The organism is Streptomyces sp. NPDC048278 (assembly GCF_040652195.1).
Lineage (GTDB): Bacteria > Actinomycetota > Actinomycetes > Streptomycetales > Streptomycetaceae > Streptomyces.
On record NZ_JBEZLP010000001.1, the window covers coordinates 566,520 to 586,395 of the forward strand.

General features: G+C 71.0%; 18 protein-coding genes and 1 pseudogene. 2 read left to right on the plus strand and 17 right to left on the minus strand.

Features of this window, described 5'->3' with window-relative positions; genetic code table 11:
• Window positions 1-18 precede the first annotated feature (18 nt).
• The 16 genes and pseudogenes from ispG to AB0D74_RS02685 form a co-directional block, all read right to left on the minus strand.
• Window positions 19-1,176 carry a flavodoxin-dependent (E)-4-hydroxy-3-methylbut-2-enyl-diphosphate synthase gene (gene ispG / locus AB0D74_RS02610; RefSeq protein ID WP_362579607.1) on the minus strand — a complete coding sequence of 386 codons (1,158 nt, stop codon included), beginning with the start codon at window positions 1,174-1,176 and terminating at the stop codon, window positions 19-21.
• A 4-nt stretch (window positions 1,177-1,180) separates the two neighbouring features.
• The gene (gene hpnH / locus AB0D74_RS02615; RefSeq protein WP_123972052.1) at window positions 1,181-2,203 is read right to left on the minus strand and encodes an adenosyl-hopene transferase HpnH; all 1,023 of its coding nucleotides are present in this window, start codon (window positions 2,201-2,203) and stop codon (window positions 1,181-1,183) included.
• 6 nt (window positions 2,204-2,209) lie between these two features.
• On the minus strand, window positions 2,210-2,851 hold the full coding sequence (locus AB0D74_RS02620; RefSeq protein ID WP_362579612.1) for a 1-hydroxy-2-methyl-2-butenyl 4-diphosphate reductase: 642 nt from the start codon (window positions 2,849-2,851) through the stop codon (window positions 2,210-2,212).
• Window positions 2,851-4,842, minus strand: a complete 1,992-nt coding sequence (gene shc / locus AB0D74_RS02625) for a squalene--hopene cyclase (protein ID WP_362579615.1) — start codon at window positions 4,840-4,842, stop codon at window positions 2,851-2,853. The genes AB0D74_RS02620 and shc overlap by 1 nt, the downstream gene beginning before the upstream one ends.
• A 117-nt stretch (window positions 4,843-4,959) precedes the next feature.
• Window positions 4,960-6,096 (minus strand): polyprenyl synthetase family protein, encoded by a 1,137-nt coding sequence (locus AB0D74_RS02630; protein ID WP_362579618.1) that lies wholly within the window; start codon window positions 6,094-6,096, stop codon window positions 4,960-4,962.
• Window positions 6,093-7,526: pseudogene (gene hpnE, locus AB0D74_RS02635) on the minus strand (hydroxysqualene dehydroxylase HpnE); the annotation flags it as partial. The pseudogene hpnE and the gene AB0D74_RS02630, both read right to left, overlap by 4 nt.
• Window positions 7,511-7,651, minus strand: a complete 141-nt coding sequence (locus AB0D74_RS02640; protein ID WP_351714341.1) for a DUF6380 family protein — start codon at window positions 7,649-7,651, stop codon at window positions 7,511-7,513. The gene AB0D74_RS02640 and the pseudogene hpnE, both read right to left, overlap by 16 nt.
• Window positions 7,651-8,604 carry a presqualene diphosphate synthase HpnD gene (hpnD, locus tag AB0D74_RS02645; protein WP_362579622.1) on the minus strand — a complete coding sequence of 318 codons (954 nt, stop codon included), beginning with the start codon at window positions 8,602-8,604 and terminating at the stop codon, window positions 7,651-7,653. Before hpnD ends, AB0D74_RS02640 begins: the two co-directional genes overlap by 1 nt.
• Window positions 8,601-9,503 (minus strand): squalene synthase HpnC, encoded by a 903-nt coding sequence (gene hpnC / locus AB0D74_RS02650; protein WP_362579625.1) that lies wholly within the window; start codon window positions 9,501-9,503, stop codon window positions 8,601-8,603. The genes hpnD and hpnC overlap by 4 nt, the downstream gene beginning before the upstream one ends.
• 358 nt (window positions 9,504-9,861) lie before the next feature.
• On the minus strand, window positions 9,862-10,656 hold the full coding sequence (locus tag AB0D74_RS02655) for an ABC transporter ATP-binding protein (protein WP_362580157.1): 795 nt from the start codon (window positions 10,654-10,656) through the stop codon (window positions 9,862-9,864).
• Window positions 10,657-10,693: 37 nt separating this feature from the next.
• On the minus strand, window positions 10,694-11,623 hold the full coding sequence (locus AB0D74_RS02660; protein ID WP_362579628.1) for an ABC transporter permease: 930 nt from the start codon (window positions 11,621-11,623) through the stop codon (window positions 10,694-10,696).
• A 173-nt stretch (window positions 11,624-11,796) separates the two neighbouring features.
• The gene (locus AB0D74_RS02665) at window positions 11,797-12,681 is read right to left on the minus strand and encodes a glycosyltransferase (RefSeq protein WP_362579631.1); all 885 of its coding nucleotides are present in this window, start codon (window positions 12,679-12,681) and stop codon (window positions 11,797-11,799) included.
• Window positions 12,678-13,457, minus strand: coding sequence for a CDP-alcohol phosphatidyltransferase family protein (locus AB0D74_RS02670; RefSeq protein WP_362579634.1), 780 nt, complete (start codon window positions 13,455-13,457; stop codon window positions 12,678-12,680). The genes AB0D74_RS02665 and AB0D74_RS02670 overlap by 4 nt, the downstream gene beginning before the upstream one ends.
• Window positions 13,435-14,496, minus strand: coding sequence for an iron-containing alcohol dehydrogenase family protein (locus tag AB0D74_RS02675; RefSeq protein ID WP_362579637.1), 1,062 nt, complete (start codon window positions 14,494-14,496; stop codon window positions 13,435-13,437). Before AB0D74_RS02675 ends, AB0D74_RS02670 begins: the two co-directional genes overlap by 23 nt.
• The gene (locus AB0D74_RS02680; RefSeq protein ID WP_362579640.1) at window positions 14,484-15,239 is read right to left on the minus strand and encodes a phosphocholine cytidylyltransferase family protein; all 756 of its coding nucleotides are present in this window, start codon (window positions 15,237-15,239) and stop codon (window positions 14,484-14,486) included. The genes AB0D74_RS02675 and AB0D74_RS02680 overlap by 13 nt, the downstream gene beginning before the upstream one ends.
• Window positions 15,236-17,014, minus strand: coding sequence for a DUF5941 domain-containing protein (locus AB0D74_RS02685; RefSeq protein WP_362579643.1), 1,779 nt, complete (start codon window positions 17,012-17,014; stop codon window positions 15,236-15,238). Before AB0D74_RS02685 ends, AB0D74_RS02680 begins: the two co-directional genes overlap by 4 nt.
• Window positions 17,015-17,438: 424 nt before the next feature.
• Between AB0D74_RS02685 and AB0D74_RS02690 the strand changes: the two genes are divergently transcribed.
• Window positions 17,439-18,380, plus strand: coding sequence for a cation diffusion facilitator family transporter (locus AB0D74_RS02690; protein WP_362579646.1), 942 nt, complete (start codon window positions 17,439-17,441; stop codon window positions 18,378-18,380).
• Between the two features lie 204 nt (window positions 18,381-18,584).
• The gene (gene idi / locus AB0D74_RS02695; protein WP_362579649.1) at window positions 18,585-19,178 is read left to right on the plus strand and encodes an isopentenyl-diphosphate Delta-isomerase; all 594 of its coding nucleotides are present in this window, start codon (window positions 18,585-18,587) and stop codon (window positions 19,176-19,178) included.
• A 6-nt stretch (window positions 19,179-19,184) separates the two neighbouring features.
• Here the strand turns inward: idi and AB0D74_RS02700 are convergent, their stop codons facing one another.
• Entirely contained in the window at window positions 19,185-19,679 is a 495-nt protein-coding gene (locus tag AB0D74_RS02700; protein ID WP_362580159.1) for an ATP-binding protein, read from the minus strand.
• Window positions 19,680-19,876 lie beyond the last annotated feature (197 nt).

Consider the following 19,876-nt stretch of genomic DNA (forward strand, 5'->3'; position numbering starts at 1 on the left):
CCTCTCGGTCCGTGCTGTTCAGCTCACCGTGACGGCGGGTGCTCCGGACCCGGCGCCGTCCTGCTCCATCTGCTCGGCGATCTTCATCGCTTCCTCGATGAGGGTCTCCACGATCTTCGACTCGGGCACGGTCTTGACGACCTCGCCCTTGACGAAGATCTGCCCCTTGCCGTTTCCGGAGGCGACCCCGAGGTCGGCCTCCCGTGCCTCGCCGGGGCCGTTGACCACGCATCCCATGACGGCGACGCGCAGCGGCACCTCCATGCCCTCCAGGCCCGCCGTCACCTCGTCCGCCAGCTTGTAGACGTCGACCTGGGCGCGCCCGCAGGACGGGCAGGAGACGATCTCCAGGCGCCGCTGCCTGAGGTTCAGCGACTCCAGGATCTGGATGCCGACCTTGACCTCCTCCGCGGGCGGGGCGGACAGCGAGACGCGGATCGTGTCACCGATGCCCTGGGACAGCAATGCCCCGAAGGCGACCGCCGACTTGACCGTGCCCTGGAAGGCCGGGCCCGCCTCCGTGACGCCGAGGTGCAGCGGGTAGTCGCACTGGGCGGCGAGCTGCCGGTACGCCTCGATCATCACGACCGGGTCGTTGTGCTTGACGGAGATCTTGATGTCCCGGAAGCCGTGCTCCTCGAAGAGGGACGCTTCCCAGAGAGCGCTCTCCACGAGCGCCTCCGGGGTCGCCCTGCCGTACTTCTGGAGCAGCCGGCGGTCGAGCGAGCCGGCGTTGACCCCGATCCGGATCGGCGTGCCGTGGTCCTTCGCGGCCCGCGCGATCTCCTTGACCTTGTCGTCGAACTGCTTGATGTTGCCGGGGTTGACGCGGACCGCCGCGCAGCCGGCCTCGATGGCCGCGAACACGTACTTCGGCTGGAAGTGGATGTCCGCGATCACCGGGATCTGCGACTTCTTCGCGATGGTCGCCAGGGCGTCCGCGTCGTCCTGCGTGGGGCAGGCGACGCGGACGATCTGGCAGCCGGACGCGGTGAGTTCGGCGATCTGCTGGAGGGTGGCACCGATGTCCGAGGTGCGGGTGGTGGTCATCGACTGGACCGACACCGGGGCGCCGCCGCCGACCGCCACCGGCCCGACCTGGATCTGCCGGGACACGCGCCGTTCGGCGACCGGCCGGGCCGGGACCTCGGGGAGGCCCAGGGAGACTGCGGTCATGCCGTCACTCCCGGTTCCCGGAGACCGTCTCGCGCATGGCGCGCAGCGACTCCTTGAGCGACCCCATGGTGGCGAGGACGGCGGTGGGCTCGTAGCCGCAGTGCGCCATGCAGTTGGCGCAGCGCGGGTCCTTGCCGCGGCCGTACTTGTCCCAGTCGGTCTTCTCGATGAGTTCGCGGTACGTCGGCACGTACCCGTCGCTCATCAGGTAGCAGGGGCGCTGCCAGCCGAAGAGCGAGTAGTTCGGGATCGCCCAGGCCGTGCACGGGAAGTCGACCTTGCCCTCCAGGAAGTCCAGGAAGAGCGGGGAGTGGTTGAGCCGCCACTTCTTGCGGTTGCCGCCCGCGAAGGCCTTCTTGAAGAGCTCGCGGGTCTGCTCCACGCCGAGGAAGTGCTCCTGGTCGGGGGCCTTCTCGTAGGCGTAGGCGGGCGAGATCATCATCTCGTCGACCTTGAGGTCGTCGTTGAGGAAGTTGAGCACCTCGACGATGGTCTGCGGGGTGTCCGTGTTGAAGAAGGTCGAGTTGGTGGTCACCCGGAAGCCGCGCCGCTTGGCCTCCTTGATGGCCGCCACCGCCTCGTCGAAGACGCCTTCCTTCGCGACGGACTCGTCGTGCCGCTCGCGCAGCCCGTCGATGTGCACCGCGAAGGCGAAGTAGGGCGAGGGCGTGAACTTGTCCATCTTCTTGCGCAGCAGCATCGCGTTGGTGCACAGGAAGACGTACTTCCGCTTCGCCACCAACTGCCGCACGATCTCGTCGATCTGAGGATGCATCAGGGGCTCGCCGCCCGCGATGGACACCATCGGCGCACCCGACTCCAGCACCGCGCCGACCGCCTGGGCGACCGGCATGCGCTGCTTCAACACCCCCGCCGGGTGCTGGATCTTGCCGCAGCCCTCACATTTCAGGTTGCACGCGAAGAGGGGTTCCAGCTCCACGATCAGCGGGAACTTGTCCCGCTTGCGAAGCTTCTGTTCAGCCAAGTAGGTAGCGACCTTGATCGACTGGCGCAGCGGCATGGCCATCTGGGCTCACCTCCGGGGGAGCAGCAAAGAACGGTGCCATTCGAAGAAAGCTGGAAGAACGGATCGAAGAACGCGGAAAGCTGATATTCCACCGCGGACCGTGCCGATCCGGACGAGTTCATGTTCAGGAGCGTCCACGACCACCCTGACGGCCGCAACGGGGCGTTCGCCCGCGTGCACGGCGCTCAGGAGCGTGGCCGCCGATTCCATGTCGACCGCGATTGCGCCGGTCGCGAGCAGGTCCGATCGCTCGTGACCGCGGACGACGTGGTCGGAGCCGGTGACGGGTCCGGTGTGGACGGTCCGTCCGGGCAGGGTCCGTGCGAGTTCCTTCACGAGGAGTTCGGTGCCCACGCACGGGACGCTGCCGCGGGGGTCCCGGGTCTCCTCGGCGACGACCAGGTCGCCGGGGTGCATGCCGGGGGCGAGCCCCGCGCAGAAGCCCGTCGCCAGGACCGCGGCACCGGCCAGCGCGGGATCGGCCAGGACCCGGGTGACGGACCGTTCCGCCGCCCTGGGGCCCATGCCGGTGCGCAGGACCGTGACGGGTCCGCCCGCGCCCCCGCGTTCGCCGGCGCGCAGGGCGAGGTGCTCGATGCCGAGTGCGCAGGCGATCAGCAGCGGGGCCGGCGCGGGCGTGGCGTTCATCAGTCCCCCTCTGCCCCGGGCGTGGGCTCGCCGTGCACGTAGCGGCCGAGCGCGGTGAGCGGGAAGACCTGCCGGTAGAGGTGGTAGTTGATGGAGAAGTCCCACGGGAAGCCGGTGCCGGTGAAGTACGGCTCGTCCCAGGAGCCGTCCTCGGCCTGCGTCTCGGCGAGCCACCGGATGCCCCGCTCGACGGCCTTGGCGTCCTTCTCCCCCGCCGCGAGCAGCGCCATCAGCGCCCACGCGGTCTGGGAGGCGGTGGAGGCACCGCGACCGCTCCAGTCGCCGGCGTACTTGTAGGAGCGCAGGTCCTCGCCCCACCCTCCGTCCTCGTTCTGGACCTGCTCGAGCCAGGTCACCGCGCGCCGGATCGCCGGGTGCGAGACGGGCAGCCCGGCGGCGGTGAGCGCGGGTACCACGGAGCCCGTGCCGTAGACGTAGTTGACGCCCCAGCGCCCGAACCAGGCGCCGTTCGGCTCCTGTTCGGCGAGCAACCAGTCGATGCCGCGCCGGGTGCGCGGGTCGTGGGACATGCCCTCGAAGGCGAGCATCTCCACGACGTGCGCGGTGACGTCGGCCGACGGCGGGTCGATGACCTCGCCGAAGTCGCAGAACGGCAGCCGGTTGGGGAACGGGCTGGTGTTGTCGACGTCGAAGGCGCCCCAGGCGCCGTTCTTCGACTGCATGCCGAGGTTCCAGCGCACCCCGCGCCCGATGGCCTTCTCCATCCGCTCCGGGTCGTGGTGCCTGACCCGGCGCAGTGCGAGGACGACCTCGGCGGTGTCGTCGATGTCGGGGTAGTTGTCGTTGTGGAACTCGAACGCCCAGCCGCCCGGGGGGAGCTGGGGCCGTTTGACCGCCCAGTCGCCGGGGCGGACGATCTGCTCGCCGAGCATCCAGTCGGCGGCCTTGACCAGTTGCGGGTGGTCGGCCGGCAGGCCCGCGTCGGCGAGGGCGATGGTCGCCAGACAGGTGTCCCACACCGGCGACTGGCACGCCTCGATCATCCGGGCGCCGTCCTCGCGCCACACGGCGTAACGATCCAGCGACTCCAACCCGGCGCGCATCACGGGGTGTTCGAGGTCGTAGCCGAGCAGGTACAGGGCGATCACCGAGTAGACGGCCGGGGGCTGGATGCCGCCCCAGGCGCCGTCGTTCTCCTGGCGCTCGACGATCCAGCGGGCGGCGGACTTGAGGGCGGAGCCGCGCAGCCGGCCCAGCGCGACCTTGCGGTAGCCGCGGACAACCTTGTCGAGCCGCTGGAAGACGCCCTCCCAACTGGCCACCGTGGCCAGGGGCTGGGGCGGGTTCGGGTCGGCCGGGTCGGTGTGGAGCTCGTCCAGCGGGAAGGGGGCCGGGCGCACCGGGCGCTTGGCCGAGACCACGGTGAGCGGCACGATGGTCTGCCGGGCCCACTGGCCGAAGTTGTAGATGCTGAGCGGGAACCACTTGGGGAAGTACAGGAGTTCCGGCGGGAGTTCGGGCAGGTCCTCCCACTTCCACCAGCCGAACAGGGCCAGCCAGATCCGGGTGAAGACCCGGGCGGCGGCGATCCCGCCGCGCTCGCGGATCCAGGCCGACGCCTTCGCCATGTGGGGGTCGTCCGGCGCGTCTCCGGCCAGCCGCAGGGCGACGTAGGCCTCGATGGTGGTGGAGAGTTCGCCGGGGCCGCCGTAGAAGGTGGCCCAGGTGCCGTCCTCGCGCTGCTCGCCGCGGATGAAGAGCGCGGCGGCGGCGGTCGTGGCCTCGTCGCGGATACCGAGGAACTGGCGGAGCAGCAGGTCCTCGGCGTCCATGGTGACGTTGGTCTCCAGGTAGCCCTTCCACCAGCCCTGCGCGTCCTGCTGGGCGAGCAGATGGCCGGTGGCACGCTGTACGGCGCGTTCGGCGGCTTCGTGTACCCCGGTCGCCACGGGGGTGGTGAGTTCGGTGGTGGCCGAGTCGGCCCGGGGCGGCAGGGTGGCCCCGGTGCTTCCGTCGGTCGTCGCTGTCATGGCTTCCCCTTCGTGCAGTCGTGCGAAATCGTTCTGCTGTGGGTCCGCCGTCGGCCGGTGCTGGCTGCGCGCTCGCACCGGCCGGCGACTACGCGAGGACTATTCGACCGATAATGATCATCTCTTTCGTACGACGACGAAGTCCGCGAGCGCCGTGAACTGCGCCCGTACCCGGTCGGGCATGTCGATGGCGTGCAGGGCCTCGATGGCGATGGTGTGCTGACGGCGCGCCTCTTCGGCGGTCCACTCGCGACCGCCGGCCTCCTCGATGAGGGCGGCGCGGGCGGCGAACTCCTCCTCGGAGAAGTTCTCGAAGTCGCTGCTCTTGGCGTCGGCGGCGAGGATCTCGCCGAGCCGTTCGGAGGCGGGTCCGCCCGCGGCGAGCGCGGCGACGACCGGCAGGGACTTCTTGCGCTGGCGCAGGTCGCTCCAGGTCTGCTTGCCGGTGGACCCCGGGTCGCCCCAGATGCCGAGCAGGTCGTCGACGGCCTGGAAGGCGAGGCCGAGGTGGTAGCCGTACTTCTCCAGGGTGTCGGCGGTGCGGTCGTCCGCGCCGCCGAGCACCGCGCCGATGGAGCTGGAGGCGGCGAGCAGGGCGCCGGTCTTGTTGCCCTCCATCTCCAGGCACTCCTCGACGCTGACGCGGTCGCGGTGCTCGTAGGAGATGTCCTGGGCCTGGCCGTCGATCAGGGCGCGGGTGGCGGTGGTGATGCGGCGGGTGGCGCGGCCGGCCTCGGCGGTGCCGAGTTCGAGCAGGATCTCGTTGGCGAGGGCGAACAGGGCGTCGCCGACCAGGATGGCCTGGGCGGGGCCGTGCACCTTCCAGACGGTGTCGCGGTGCCGGCGCTGTTCGTCGCCGTCCATCAGGTCGTCGTGCAGCAGGGAGAAGTTGTGGACGAGTTCCACGGCGACGGCGCCCGGGATGCCGACCTCGGGGGCGGCGCCGGTGACCTCGGCGGAGAGCACGGCGAGCGCGGGGCGTACGGCCTTGCCGCCGTCGCCGTCGGCGGGGTTGCCCTCGGCGTCGATCCAGCCGAAGTGGTAGGCGGCCACGGTGTCCATGGGGGAGGCCAGGCGGTCGACGGCCGCCCGCAGTACCGGTGTGGCAAGGGTCCGGCCGCGCTCCAGGAGCGCGGTCACGTCCACTGCGGTCTCTCGGGCGCCCTTCGAGTCCGGGGGCACAGTGGGCACAGTTTCTCCTCTTGTTGCGGTACCGGGGGTGCGGGGGCCTGCCGCCTGCTGATCGAGCGTCACGCCGCCTCCTCGAACGCGAAGAGGTGACGGGGGCGGGGCCGGCCCAGAGTGCCGAGGACGGCGTCAGCCGCGCTCACACCGCTGCGGACCGCACTCTCCATGGTCGCGGGCCACCCGGTGGCGGTCCACGCTCCGGCCAGGTAGAGGCCGGGTGCCTTGGTGCGGGCGCCGGGCCGCAGCCGCCCGACGCCGGGGGTGGGGGCGAACGTCGCGGTGCGCTCCCGGGTCACGAAGAAGTCCTGCACCCCGGCGCCGCGCGCACCGGGCAACAGCCGTTCCAGCTCGGGCAGATAGCGCTCGCGCAGGTCCGCGACGGGCAGGTCGATCTCGTCCTGGGCGGCCGACTGGGACAGCGCGAGGTACTGCCCGTCGCGCAGCCCGGAGGCGTGGGTGCGGTCGAACACCCACTGGACCGGGGAGCCGAGGGCCGCGAAGAACGGCTTGGTGAGCACCGTGCGGTCGTAGACCACATGGACGTTGAGGATCGGCGCGGTGCCGATCTCCAGCAGGTTTTCCGGGGCGTCCAGGGCACCGGAGGGCAGCAGGTCGTGGGCCTCGCGCTGGGCGACGGCGAGCACGACGGCGTCGGCGGCGAGCGTCTCGCCGGGAACCTGAACGCTCCAGGTTCCGTTCTCGTTAGTGGAGACGGAGGTGACGCGTGTACGGACCTCGGTACGCACGCCCGCGGAGTCGAGCGCCTTGCGGGCCAGCCGGTCGTGCAGTTCGCCCAGCGGCACATGGGCCCAGCCGATGTCGGCCGCGCCCGGGTCGGACAGCAGACCGGTCTTGAACACCATCGCGGCGAGCCCCAGCGAGGCGTCGCCCGCGACCGCGTTGAGGGTGGCGACCCCGACCAGGTCCCACAGGGCCTCGACGGCACGCGCCGACTGGCCGTGGGCGGCCAGCCAGCTGCCGAAGTCCTGTGCGTCCAGGCTCGGATCGGCGAGGTCGAGCCCCTTGAGCGCGAGCGCGGCACGCCCGACCCTGGCCCGCTCGGCGAGCGAGAGGTGCGGATAGGCGGCCAGGCTGCGCCCCAGATGCAGGGGCACCGGCAGCGGGTCGCGCCTCAGCCTGCCCAGGCGCCGCCCCTCCGGCTTGGCGAGGTCCAGGACGGGTACGTCGAGGCGGTCCTGCAGCGGTGCCAGCGCCGTGCCCTCGATGCGGTCGAGGAACCAGCGGTAGGCGGTGCAGCAACGCAGGTACACGTGCTGGCCGTTGTCCACGGTCAGGTCGCCGCGCTGGAAGGAGAAGGCGAGCCCGCCGAGCCTCGGCCTGCCTTCGAGGAGGGTGACGCGCACCCCGGCGTCGGCGAGTGCGAGCGCCGCCGTGATGCCCGCGAGGCCGCCGCCGATCACGACGGCGGTGCGCCCGGACGGCATGCCGTCGGGCGTCCGCTCGGATCGCGTGCCGTCGGTCATCGTGCTTCCTCCCCTGCCCGCCCGCCGTGCCGGTGGAACGGGGCAGGTCGGGCCGTCGCAGTCAGGGACGCCACGCCGTGCCGGAGGGTTGCCTGCCGTTTCTCTCCGGTGGAGTCACCTTGACCCACTTTGTCCATCAGGCGCGCCTCCTGACGGTCAGGCGGGAGGTGTGGCGCCGGGTGTCCAGCCCGGACAGGCCGCGCACCGCGACGTACGCCTTCTCGCGTCCGGGCAGCGAGACCCGGCCGCGCAGCACCGCCTCCGGCTCGCGCTCGATGCGGTCGAGGAGGCGGCGGTAGATGCCGGCCATGGCGGCGACACAGGCGCCGCTGCGCCGGTCCAGCATGGGCAGCAGCCGGTAGCCCTCGGCGAAAAGGGCACGGGCGCGCCGTACTTCGAAGTGCACGAGCCCCGCGAAGTCGGAGCCCTCCGGCGGGGTCGGCCCGTGGAACCCGGCCGAGCAGCCGAACTTGGCGAGGTCGTCCGAGGGCAGGTAGGTACGGCCGTTGCCGGCGTCCTCGCGGACGTCTCTCAGGATGTTGGTGAGCTGGAGCGCGAGCCCGAGCGTGTCGGCATACTCCGGCGCGCGCTCGGCGCCGCGCGCCCCCGGTTCCGTACCGAACACGCCGAGCGAGAGCCGGCCGATGGCACCGGCCACGCACCGGCAGTAGACCTTGAGGTCGTCCCAGGTCTCGTAGGTCTCGCCGCGGACGTCCATCAGGACGCCGTCGATCAGCTCGTCCAGGCCGCCCAGCGGGATCGGGAAGGCCTGGGCGGCATGGGCGAGGGCGACCGCGACCGGGTCGGTGTCGTCCTCGCCGACCGCGCCGTCCTGGACCCGGGCGAGCAGCGCCCGGGTGTCCTCCAGACGGGCCGCCTTCACGTCGTCCGCCAGCTCGCCGTCGCCGATGTCGTCGACACGCCGGGAGAAGGCGTAGAGCGCCGACATGGCACGCCGCTTGGGCGCCGGGAGCAGCCGGATGCCGTAGGCGAAGTTCCGTGCCTGCTGTCCGGTGACCGTCTCGCAGTAGCTGTAGGCGGCGAGTACCGGTGCGGACACGTGTGTGGGAGAGTCCACGGTCCGGATCACCCCTCTCCTCGCAGAGTCACGCCCACCTCACGCAGCAACCGGCCCTTGCCGGGCTTGGGCGGGCCGGGAAGTACGTCGTATTCGGCGGCGGCGATCGCGTGGACCGCCGCCCTTCCCCCCGCCACGAACCCCGCAAGCAGCAGCTTCAACCTGCCGTGGACGCTACCCACAAGGGGGGCGCCTTCATTCAGGAGATCGCGGGCGCGTTGTGCTTCGTATGCAACCAGTGCACGCACCGATGCGCCCGTGGTTTTCCTGGCGAGATCCGCCTCCTGGACGTGAAAGCGCTTCATGTCCTCGGCGGGCAGATAGATCCGGTCGCGGCCGAGGTCCTCGGCCACGTCCTGGAGGTGTTCGACGATCTGGAGTGCGGTGCAGATCGAGTCGGAGAGCCGGATCCGCCCGGGGGTCGAGGTGCCGGTGACGGCGAGGACCAGGCGGCCGACGGGGTTGGCGGACAGCTCGCAGTAGGCGAGGAGGTCGTCGTAGGTCTCGTAGCGCTTGACGAGCTGGTCCTGGCGGTTGGCGGCGATCAGCCCGAGGAACGGCTCGGGGGTCAGCTCGCGACGGCGGACCGTGGGCTGGAGGCGGCGCAGCAGAGGGTGGTGCGGGACGGCGTCGAAGACGCGGCGCAGGTCGGCCTCGAAGGCGTCGAGCAGGACCAGGCGGTCCTCGGCGTCCTGCGGGGAGACGCCCAGGAGGCGGGCGTCGGCGCCGCCGGGGGCCAGGTCGCCGTCGCCGATGTCGTCGACGAGGCGGGCGAAGCCGTACACCGCCATCAGGTCGTCGCGCCAGGCTTTCGGCAGGAAGAACGGGGCCACGGGGAAGTTCTCGTCCGCGGCCTTGTCCAGGGTGCCGCGCTCCGGGTCTCCGGTGCGCACCGGGCCGGTTGCCGTCACCGTTCGCTGCCCGGGGCCGGGACGGCGCGGCCTGCGTTGAGCTGGGGAGTTTCCGTAGCCATTGCCGTCACATCTCCCGTTCTACACTGCCGACCCAATACACACTATTTCGGACACGCCGCCCAGCAGTCCGCGGGGCGGCCCGGCGGAGGGTGTCGCGCATTATCGCCCCACTTGCCGCTTTCCGGGACCGGTACAGCTTACGTTGTACAACGCATCGAGGTTCGTCGGGGTGTCCCGCAGATCACAACAACACACCGATTGGCGTCAAGATTCCTAAGGCGAGCCCGAGTTGACGTTTCCTTTGCAGACGCGGGCCCCGCCGGAAAGGTTCCGGCGGGGCCTGGGCCGGACGGGGCTACTTGCCCGTGAACTTCTCGTACTCCTTGAGCACCTCTTCGGTCGGGCCGTCCATGCGCAGCTCACCGCGTTCCAGCCACAGCACCCGGTCACAGGTGTCACGGATCGACTTGTTGTTGTGACTCACCAGGAACACGGTGCCGGCGTGCTCGCGCAGTTCGCGGATCCGGTCCTCGGAGCGCTTGCGGAAGGCCGCGTCACCGGTGGCCAGCGCCTCGTCGATCATGAGGACGTCGTGGTCCTTGGCGGCGGCGATGGAGAAGCGGAGGCGGGCCGCCATGCCGGAGGAGTAGGTGCGCATCGGCAGGGTGATGAAGTCGCCCTTGTCGTTGATGCCGGAGAAGTCGACGATCTGCTGGTAGCGCTCCTTGATGTCCTCCCGGGTCATGCCCATGGCGAGGCCGCCCAGGATGACGTTGCGCTCGCCCGTGAGGTCGTTCATCAGGGCCGCGTTGACGCCGAGCAGCGAGGGCTGGCCGTTGGTGTAGACCCTGCCCTGCTCGGTGGGGAGCAGGCCGGCGATGGCCCGCAGCAGGGTGGACTTGCCGGACCCGTTGGAGCCGATCAGGCCGATGGCCTCGCCGCGGTAGGCGACGAAGGAGACACCGCGGACCGCGTGCACCTTGCGGACGCCCCGCTCGTCGCCGCGCCGGAAGATGCGGCTGAGGGCGGCGGTCGCGCTGCCCTTGCCGGTCTTGGCGCCGTTGACGCGGTAGACGATGTGCACGTCCTCCGCGATGACGGTGGGGATCCGCTCCCCCAGGATCTCCTCCCCCAGGATCTCCTCCCCCATGGTCTGGTCCCCTATGGCCTGGTTCCCTACGGTCTGCTCAGCCACGGCCGTACCGCTCCTCCGCCTTCCAGAAGTACACGAAACCGCCGGCGAACACGACCACGGCCCAGGACAGCGCGACGGCCCAGACGTGCGGCGGCAGGTTCGAGGCGCCGTAGCCGTCGATGAGGGCGAAGCGCATCAGGTCCATGAAGACGGTGGCGGGGTTCACCTGGAACAGCGTGCGCGCCCACTCCGGGCGGCCCTCCATCATCTTGGTGATCGAGAACATCACACCGGACATGTACATCCAGGTGCGCAGTACGAACGGCAGCAGCTGGGCGAGGTCCGGCGTCTTGGCGCCCAGCCGGGCCACGATCAGGGCCAGGCCGGTGTTGAAGAGGAACAGCAGGAACAGGATCGGGACGACCAGTACCCAGGACAGGCCCGGGCGGCTGCCGAACCCGACCACCACGGCGACCATCACGATCATCGAGAACAGCAGCTGCTGGAGCTGCTGGAGCGCGAAGGAGATCGGCAGCGAGGCGCGCGGGAAGTGCAGCGCGCGCACCAGACCGAGGTTGCCCGAGATCGCCCGCACGCCCGTCATGATCGAGCTCTGGGTGAACGTGAAGGTGAACACGCCGGTGACCAGGAACGGGATGTAGATGTCCTGCGACATGCCGCGGCTGGCGTGCAGGATGACGCCGAAGATGAAGTAGTACACGGCCGCGTTCAGCAGCGGCGTCGCCACCTGCCAGAGCTGGCCGAGCTTGGCCTGGCTGTACTGGGCGGTGAGCTTCGCCTGCGAGAAGGCCAGGATGAAGTGGCGCCGCCCCCAGAGCCTGCGTACGTACTCGGTCAGCGAGGGGCGCGCGCCGCTCACCGCGAGCCCGTACCTGGCGGCGAGCTGCGCCGCCGTGAGGCCCTCGTCGGGGGACGCCACCGCGGTCACCGCGATCCCGCCGTCATGCGTTGTCTCACTCAAGGGTGGAAGCCTTCGTGCTCGGATGCGTCTTACGTTCGTCTTACGGAATTGTGCTACTGGGCGCGACACGTCTCCGCCATCAGACACATTCCCGGGGGCGTCCGCGCGCCGTGCGCGTCCGTTCCCGTGGCGTGTCCGCAGGCCGAACGCGCGGACACGCACCTTCGAGCTTGTCAGATCACCGGGGGACGGCCCAGTCGCGTGAGTTTCCACACGGTCCGCCAGCGCATCGGGCGGCGGGGTCCGCAGGGGGTCGTCCAGCCCTCCCGGAAGCCGGCGAACCAGGCGTGCAGGGCCGGGCGGGAGGGGCGGCGCGCCAGGGTCAGCAACAGCCACACCCCGAGGTAGACCGGGACCAGGGGGGCGGGCAGGTTGCGGCGGGCCAGCCAGACCCGGTTGCGGGCGACCATCCGGTGGTAGACCGCGTGCCGGGAGGGGGCGGTCGTCGGGTGGTTGAGGACCATGTCGGAGCGGTAGTCGATCATCCAGCCGGCGTCCAGGGCCCGCCAGGCCAGGTCGGTCTCCTCATGGGCGTAGAAGAACTCGTCCGGCAGGCCGCCGACCTCGGCGAGGACCTGGGTGCGGACGGCGTTGGCGCCGCCGAGGAAGGTGGTGACCCGGGAGGAGCGCATCGGGTCGGAGGCCCGCAGCCGCGGCACGTGCCGACGCTGGGTGACGCCGGTGTCCGGGTCGGCGATGCGGAAGCTGATGATGCCGAGCCGCTGGTCGGCGGTGAAGGCCTGGCGGCACAGCTCGGCGGTGTCGTGCTCGGCGAGCAGGCCGTCGTCGTCGAGGAAGAGCAGTATGTCGACGTCACGGCCGCTGGGGCCGAAGGCTTCTATGCCGACGTTCCGCCCGCCGGGGATGCCGAGGTTCTCGGGCAGCTCCAGGGTGCGGACGCCGTCCGGGACGTCGGGGACGGGCGAGCCGTTGCCGACGACGACCACCTCGACCCGCTCGCCGTCCTGCTTGGCGACCGAGTCGAGGAGGGCGCGCAGCTCGTCGGGACGGTTGCCCATGGTGATGACGACCGCGCCGACCTTCAGCCCGGCGCTCACCGCAGCCTGCTCGACGCGAGGACCGAGACCAGGTGCAGCAGGGTCTGCAACAGCGCGATGCCGGCCAGCACGGCGGTGCCGAGCCGGGTCCAGAACAGGTCGCCGTGGAAGTGGTCGGCGACGGCCAGCAGCAGGATCAGCAGCGAGGCCTCGATGCCGAGGATCAGCCGGTGGAACCGGAACAGGGCGGCGGCCCGGCGGGCCAGCGCCATCCCGGAGGAGCGCATCTCCGCGGCGGCCTCCTTGACCACCGGCAGGCCGGCCTGGTGGCGGGCGACGCCGACCAGGTCGGTCTCGGCCTTGATCAGGATGGCGCCGAGCGCGGCCAGGGTGCCGAGGAAGGCCCACAGCCAGTCGATACGGCCGCTGCCGAACAGGTCGGCGGCGCGCAGCCCGAGCCCGACCAGGACGGCCGCGTCGGTCAGGTACGCCCCGACCCGGTCGAGGTAGACACCGCCGAGCGAGTACTGCTGCTTCCAGCGGGCGACCTCGCCGTCGACGCAGTCGAGCAGCAGGTACATCTGGACGCACACCACGCCGAGCACGGCGCCCCAGACGCCCGGCACCAGCAGGGCCGGGCAGGCGAGCACGCCGAAGACGGTCATCAGGTACGTGAGCTGGTTGGGCGTGACCCTGGTGTTCACCAGGTAGCGGTCGACCCGCAGGGACACCTCACGCATGTAGAGGCGCCCCATCCAGTGCTCACCGCTGCGCCGGTCCTTGACCCCTGCGGGGTGGACGACCGGACGGAGTTCAGCTACCGATGGCCTTGACATAGTCGACGTAGAAGTCCTTGATCTGGTGGGTCTTGAGGTCGAGGTGTTCGAGGATGGTGTAGCGGCCGGGGCGGGTCTCCGGGGCGAACTCGACGACCCGGACGAACTCGTCCACGGTGAAGCCGATCTCCTCCGGCAGCACCGGCAGTCCGTGCCGGCGCAGCACATCGGCCATGTACACGGACTCCTCGTGGGCTCCGCGCAGGTACATCGCGAAGGCCGCGCCGAGTCCGCACTGCTCGCCGTGGCTGGCGGCACGCCTCGGGAAGAGCAGGTCGAAGGCGTGGTTGATCTCGTGACAGGCGCCGGAGGACGGGCGGGAGTCACCCGACACCGACATGGCGATGCCGCTGAGCACCAGCGCCTCGGCGAGGACCTGGAGGAAGTCGTTCTCGCCGATGCCACCGGGGTGGCGCAGCACCGCCTCGCCGGCCTGCCGGGCCATGGCGGCGGCCAGACCGTCGATCTTCTCGCCGGTGACACGGTGGGACAGCTCCCAGTCCGCGATCGCCGAGATGTTGGAGACGGCGTCGCCGATGCCGGAGCGCACGAAACGCGCCGGGGCCTCCCGGACGACGTCGAGGTCGATGACGACCGCGATCGGGTTGGGCACGCCGTACGACCCGCGGCCCGCGTCGTTGTCGAGGGTGGCGACGGGCGAGCAGAGGCCGTCGTGCGCGAGGTTCGTCGGCACGGCGACCAGCGGCAGGCCCACCCGGGCCGCCGCGAACTTGGCGCAGTCGATGATCTTGCCGCCACCGAGGCCGACGACCGCGTCGTAGTGGCCGGCCTTGATCTCGCCGGCCAGCCGGATCGCGTCGTCGAGGGTGCCGCCGCCGACCTCGTACCAGGTGGCGCCGGGCAGGCTCGGCGAGACGCGCTCGCGCAGCTTGGAGCCGGAGCCGCCGCTGACGGCGACGGCGAGCCGGCCGGAGTGCGAGATGCGTTCGTCGGCGAGCACGCCGGCGAGGTCGTCGAGGGCACCCGCGCGGATGTCGACGACGACCGGCGAGGGGATCAGCCGGGTCAGTACAGGCACGCGATCTCCCGTCCCCGGGCGAGGTCGTCGTGGTTGTCGATCTCGACCCACCGGACGTCGCCGATGGGCGCGACGTCGATGCGGAAGCCGCGGTTGACCAGTTCCTGGTAGCCGTGCTCGTAGAACTGCTGCGGGTCGGTCTCCCAGACCGCCTTCAGCGCCTCGGCCAGCTCGGGCGCGGCGTCGCCCTCGATGAGGGTGACGCCGATGTACTCGCCGGTCGCCTCGGCCGGGTCCATCAGCTTGGTGATCTTCGTCATGCCGCCCCTGTCGGCGTCGACGACGACCTTCATCTCCTCGTCCGCGAGGGACTTCACGGTGTCCAGGGCGAGGATGATCTTCTTGCCGTCGCCGCGGGCGGCGAGCAGCGTCTTCTCGACGGAGACCGGGTGCACGGTGTCGCCGTTGGCGAGGATCACGCCGTCCTTGAGGGCGTCACGGCCGCACCACAGGGAGTAGGCGTTGTTCCACTCCTCGGCCTTGTCGTTGTCGATGAGGGTGAGCTTGAGCCCGTACTTGGCCTCCAGGGCCGCCTTGCGCTCGTAGACGGCCTCCTTCCGGTAGCCGACGATGATCGCGACCTCGGTCAGGCCGATCTCGGCGAAGTTGCCGAGGGTCAGGTCGAGCACCGTGATCGAGTCCTCTATCCCGGCAGGCCCCACCGGCACCAGCGCCTTGGGCAGGCTGTCGGTGTAGGGGCGCAGACGCCGTCCGGCGCCGGCCGCCAGCACGAGGCCGATCATGCGGGTTCTCCTTCGTCGTGTACGGCGGGTGCCCCTGCGGACACCCAGAAGCGGATGCTCTCGACGAGCACCAGCCCGGCCACGACCACGGCGAGGACCGTGAGCGCGGCCTTGAACTGCGCGGCGGTGAGCGCCGTGGCCAGGACGGTGACCAGCAGCGTCCGCCCTTCCTGCCCCCCGACGGCACGTACCAGCCAGGCCGGCGGCGCCCCGGCGTCACCGCGGATGCGGTACACCGTGTCGTAGTGATGGTAGGCGACGGCGGCTACCAGGCCGAAAGCCGCAGGAAGGGCTCCGTTCACCCCGGATTTGCTTGCGAGGATCAGGACGGTGCCGTACTCGGCGACCCGGAAGAGGGGCGGGACCAGCCAGTCGAGGGCGCCCTTGAGGGGTTTGACGACCGCTTCGGACGAGATCAGGACGTAGACGACGGCGGCCCCGACGAGCGCCGGTCCCGGCCCGTCGAGCCAGGCGGCGAGGAGCAGCAGCGCGGTACCGGCCGCCGCCCACAGCACGGCCGGACCCCTGCTCGCGCGGTGCAGGACACGGGCGCCCAGCTCCGCCAGCGGGCCGGTGTCCGCGAGGTCCGCCAGGGCCTTCGCCGCCCGGTCGGTCCGCTTCGCCTTCCGGGTCAGCGACCGCAGCACCCGCCCGGCCGTGGTGTACGTGGCGGCGAAGGCGCAGCCGACGAGGAGTACGTAGAAGGTGATCCGGGGGGTGGTGGCGGCCGTGAGGACGGCTATCAGGGCCCATCGTTCGCCGATGGGCAGGACTATCATCCGGCGCACCCAGACCGTCCAGCCGACGCTGTCGAGCCGGCCGGAGAGCGCGGCCGTGGGGCTGGTGTTGGCGGTGGCGTCGTGGTTGGCCTCGTTGAAGGAGAAGTCGACCACGTGCCGGCAGGTCTGCAGGACCATCGCGCCGAGCGCGAGGGCCCACACGTCGTCATGGCCGCCGCCGCGGGCGGCGCCGAGGGCGAGGCCGGCGTAGTAGGCGTACTCCTTGGCCCGGTCGAAGGTGGCGTCGAGCCAGGCGCCGAGCGTGGAGTACTGCAGGGAGTAGCGGGCGAGCTGCCCGTCGGTGCAGTCCAGGACGAACGAGCAGAGCAGCAGGACGCCCGCGGCGACGAACCCGGCCCGGGTGCCGGTGGCCGCGCAGGCCGCCGCGACCAGGGCGGTGAGCAGCGAGGCGGTGGTGACCTGGTTCGGGGTCAGTCCGCGCCGGGCGCACCAGCGGGCGATGTACCGGGAGTACGGGCTGATGAAGAAGGTGGTGAAGAAGCCGTCCCGGGACTTCACGGCCGACTTCAGGCGTACGGCCTCGTCGTCGACGGCGGCGACGGCCTGCCGTGCCTCGTTGCGGGCCTGCGGGTCGGCGGGGACGGCGGCGACCAGGCTGCCCAGCTCGGGGCGGTGGACGTCCGCGTCCAGGGCGGTGACCAGGCCGTCGACGGCGAGGTCGGTGGCGCCGCCCGCGGCGGCCTCCCGGGACAGCGCCCGGGCCAGGGCCGGACGGGCGGCCGGCTGGGCGGTGACGGCGCCGGGGATCGCGGCGAGCGGGAAGCGGGGGTCGGTGAGGCCGAGACGCAGGGCGTGCGCGTGGCCGACGAAACGGGCGTCCATGACGGCGACCCGCCGGTCGGCGGGTACGGCCGCGAGCAGGGCCTCGGCCTCGGCGGTGTCCGACGCCGTCCGCACCTCGAAGCCGAGCGCCCGCAGATCGCTCTCCAGTGACGATCCGGGCACCGGCGGACCGGTGACGATGGCGGTCGACAACCGAACTCACTCCCTGGGTGCCGGCGTACGGGCGCCGGTCTGCTGCGTGGTGGGGCGGCGTATGCCTGGTGGCCCCCGGACGGCATTCGGCAGAGGTTAGCGGATGGTGAGGACTGCTTGTTCACCGGCCGTTCACGGCACGGTCGGTCTGCCCTGTCCCTGCCTTTGCCGAGATCATCATCGGCGATCCGGGCCCCGGCTCACAAATGGCACGCACAGAACGGGCATCGGGGACACCGGCCCAAGGCGGGCGCCCGGTCACCCATGGAGCCCGCTCCGACACGGAAGGTAACTGAGGCTGCCCTGACCTGGGATTCGTTTCCGCAGGTCAGGGCACATGACAACGGTGTTCAGTGCCGCGTTGCCGGATACCCCCCACCCGTAGTTCACTGTGATCCCGGGCGAACAACAGGAGGCGTATCTCATGGGGGCAGGGCACGACCACGGCCATGGGCACAGCCACGCGCCGCCGACCGGTACGGCCGCCGCGGCGTACCGCGGCCGGCTCCGGGTGGCGCTCGCCATCACCCTCGGCGTGATGGTGGTCGAGATCGCCGGCGGTCTGGTGGCCGACTCGCTCGCGCTGATCGCGGACGCGGCCCACATGGCGACCGACGCGCTGGGCCTCGGCATGGCCCTGCTGGCGATCCACTTCGCCAACCGTCCCCCGAGCACCAACCGCACCTTCGGCCTCGCCCGCGCCGAGATCCTCGCCGCCCTGGCCAACTGCCTGCTACTGCTCGTGGTCGGCGGGTACGTGCTGTACGAGGCGGTCCAGCGGTTCGTCACGCCCGCGGACACGCACGGCGGCCAGATGATCGTGTTCGGTCTGATCGGCCTGGTCGCCAACATGATCTCGCTCACGCTGCTGGTGCGCGGCCAGCAGGAGAGCCTGAACGTGCGCGGCGCCTTCCTGGAGGTGGCTGCCGACGCGCTGGGCTCGCTGGCGGTGCTGATCTCGGCCGTGGTGATCCTGACCACCGGCTGGCAGGCGGCCGACCCGGTCGCCTCGCTGGTGATCGGGCTGATGATCGTGCCGAGGACGGTGAAGCTGCTGCGCGAGACCCTGGACGTCCTGCTGGAGGCGGCGCCGCGGGACGTCGACATGGCGGAGGTGCGGTCGCACATCCTGGCGCTGGACGGCGTGGAGGACGTGCACGACCTGCACGCCTGGACGATCACCTCGGGGATGCCGGTGCTGTCGGCGCACGTGGTGGTCCGCTCGGACGTGCTGAGCGCCATCGGCCACGAGAAGATGCTGCACGAGCTGCAGGGCTGCCTGGGCCACCACTTCGACGTGGAGCACTGCACCTTCCAGCTGGAGCCGGGCGGGCACGCCGAGCACGAGGCCCGGCTCTGCCACTGACCCCGGCACCCCCGGCCCCCCGGAACGCGGCGCTCCGCACTCCCCCGGCGTCCTGGTGTTCGAGACCCCCGGACGGTTCCCTCCGGCACCCGTAGGGCACGATCAAGTACCGGGTCCCTCTTCCGGCGTGCCCGTGCCGGGAAGTGCCGGGAGTGTCGGATTCGTACGGCAGACTTGGTGCGAAGACCGAGGCGAAGGATGGGTATGCCGATCACACCTGCCACCGCGACGCACAGCACGTCGGAAGGGACCGCAGACGCGATTTTCCTCGAACTCGTCGACGAGAAGGGTGTGACCATCGGCACCGCGGAGAAGCTGGCCGCGCACCAGCCGCCCGGGCAGCTGCACCGGGCGTTCTCCGTCTTCCTCTTCGACGAGCAGGGCAGACTGCTGCTCCAGCAGCGGGCCCTGGGCAAGTACCACTCCCCCGGCGTGTGGTCCAACACCTGCTGCGGCCACCCCTACCCCGGTGAGGCACCCTTCGCGGCGGCGGCCCGGCGGACCTTCGAGGAGCTGGGGGTCTCCCCGTCGCTGCTCGCCGAGGCGGGCACGGTCCGCTACAACCACCCGGACCCCGCCTCCGGCCTGGTCGAGCAGGAGTTCAACCACCTGTTCGTCGGCATGGTGCAGGCACCGCTCGCGCCGGACCCGGAGGAGGTCGAGGCGACCGTCTTCGTGACGGCCGCCGAGCTGGCCGAGCGGCACGCCCAGGATCCCTTCTCGGCCTGGTTCATGACCGTGCTGGACGCGGCCCGCCCGGCGATCAGGGAGCTGACGGGCCCGGCCGCCGGCTGGTGAACCCCCTCAGGGCAGCGTCGCGGGTTTGAGCGGCAGGGCGGCCCAGATCACCTTGCCGCCGCTCGACGTGTGCTCCACGTCCACGACCCCGCCCGCCTCCCGGGCCACCTCCCGCACCAGCAGCAGCCCCCGGCCGCCGGTCTGGCCGTGGTCGGCCTCCAGGGCGGTCGGGCGGTAGGGGTGGTTGTCCTCCACCGACACCCGCACCCACTCGGCACCGACGGCGACCTCCACGGCGAGCACCGGCGACAGCAGCGCCGCGTGCTTGACCGCGTTGGTGACCAGCTCGGAGACGATCAGCAACAGCCCGTACACCAGGTCCTCCGAGACCGGGACGCCCTGGCGCTGGAGCAGGTCCCGTACGGCGCGCCGCGCCTGCGGGACCGAGGCGTCCACGGCGGGGGCGGTGAACCGCCAGACTCCTTCGTACGGCAGCGGATCCGGCGGCGGAGCGCCGCCTCCCTCTGGACGCGGGTCATGCCCGCGCCCGTGGTTCTCCATCGTCCGGTCGCCACCCTCGCGCTCGATTGTCACCACACGACGAGTGTTGGCAACGACCTGCGCCGGCCCGGATGACTGAACACAAGTCAGCGAATATCGAGCGGATCTGACCGTTGGCGTATGACAAGGTCAGTTGTGGAACGACTCTTGCCCTCCTCGATACCGGTTTCGCGAACTATTCGGGTTGTACGGGTATG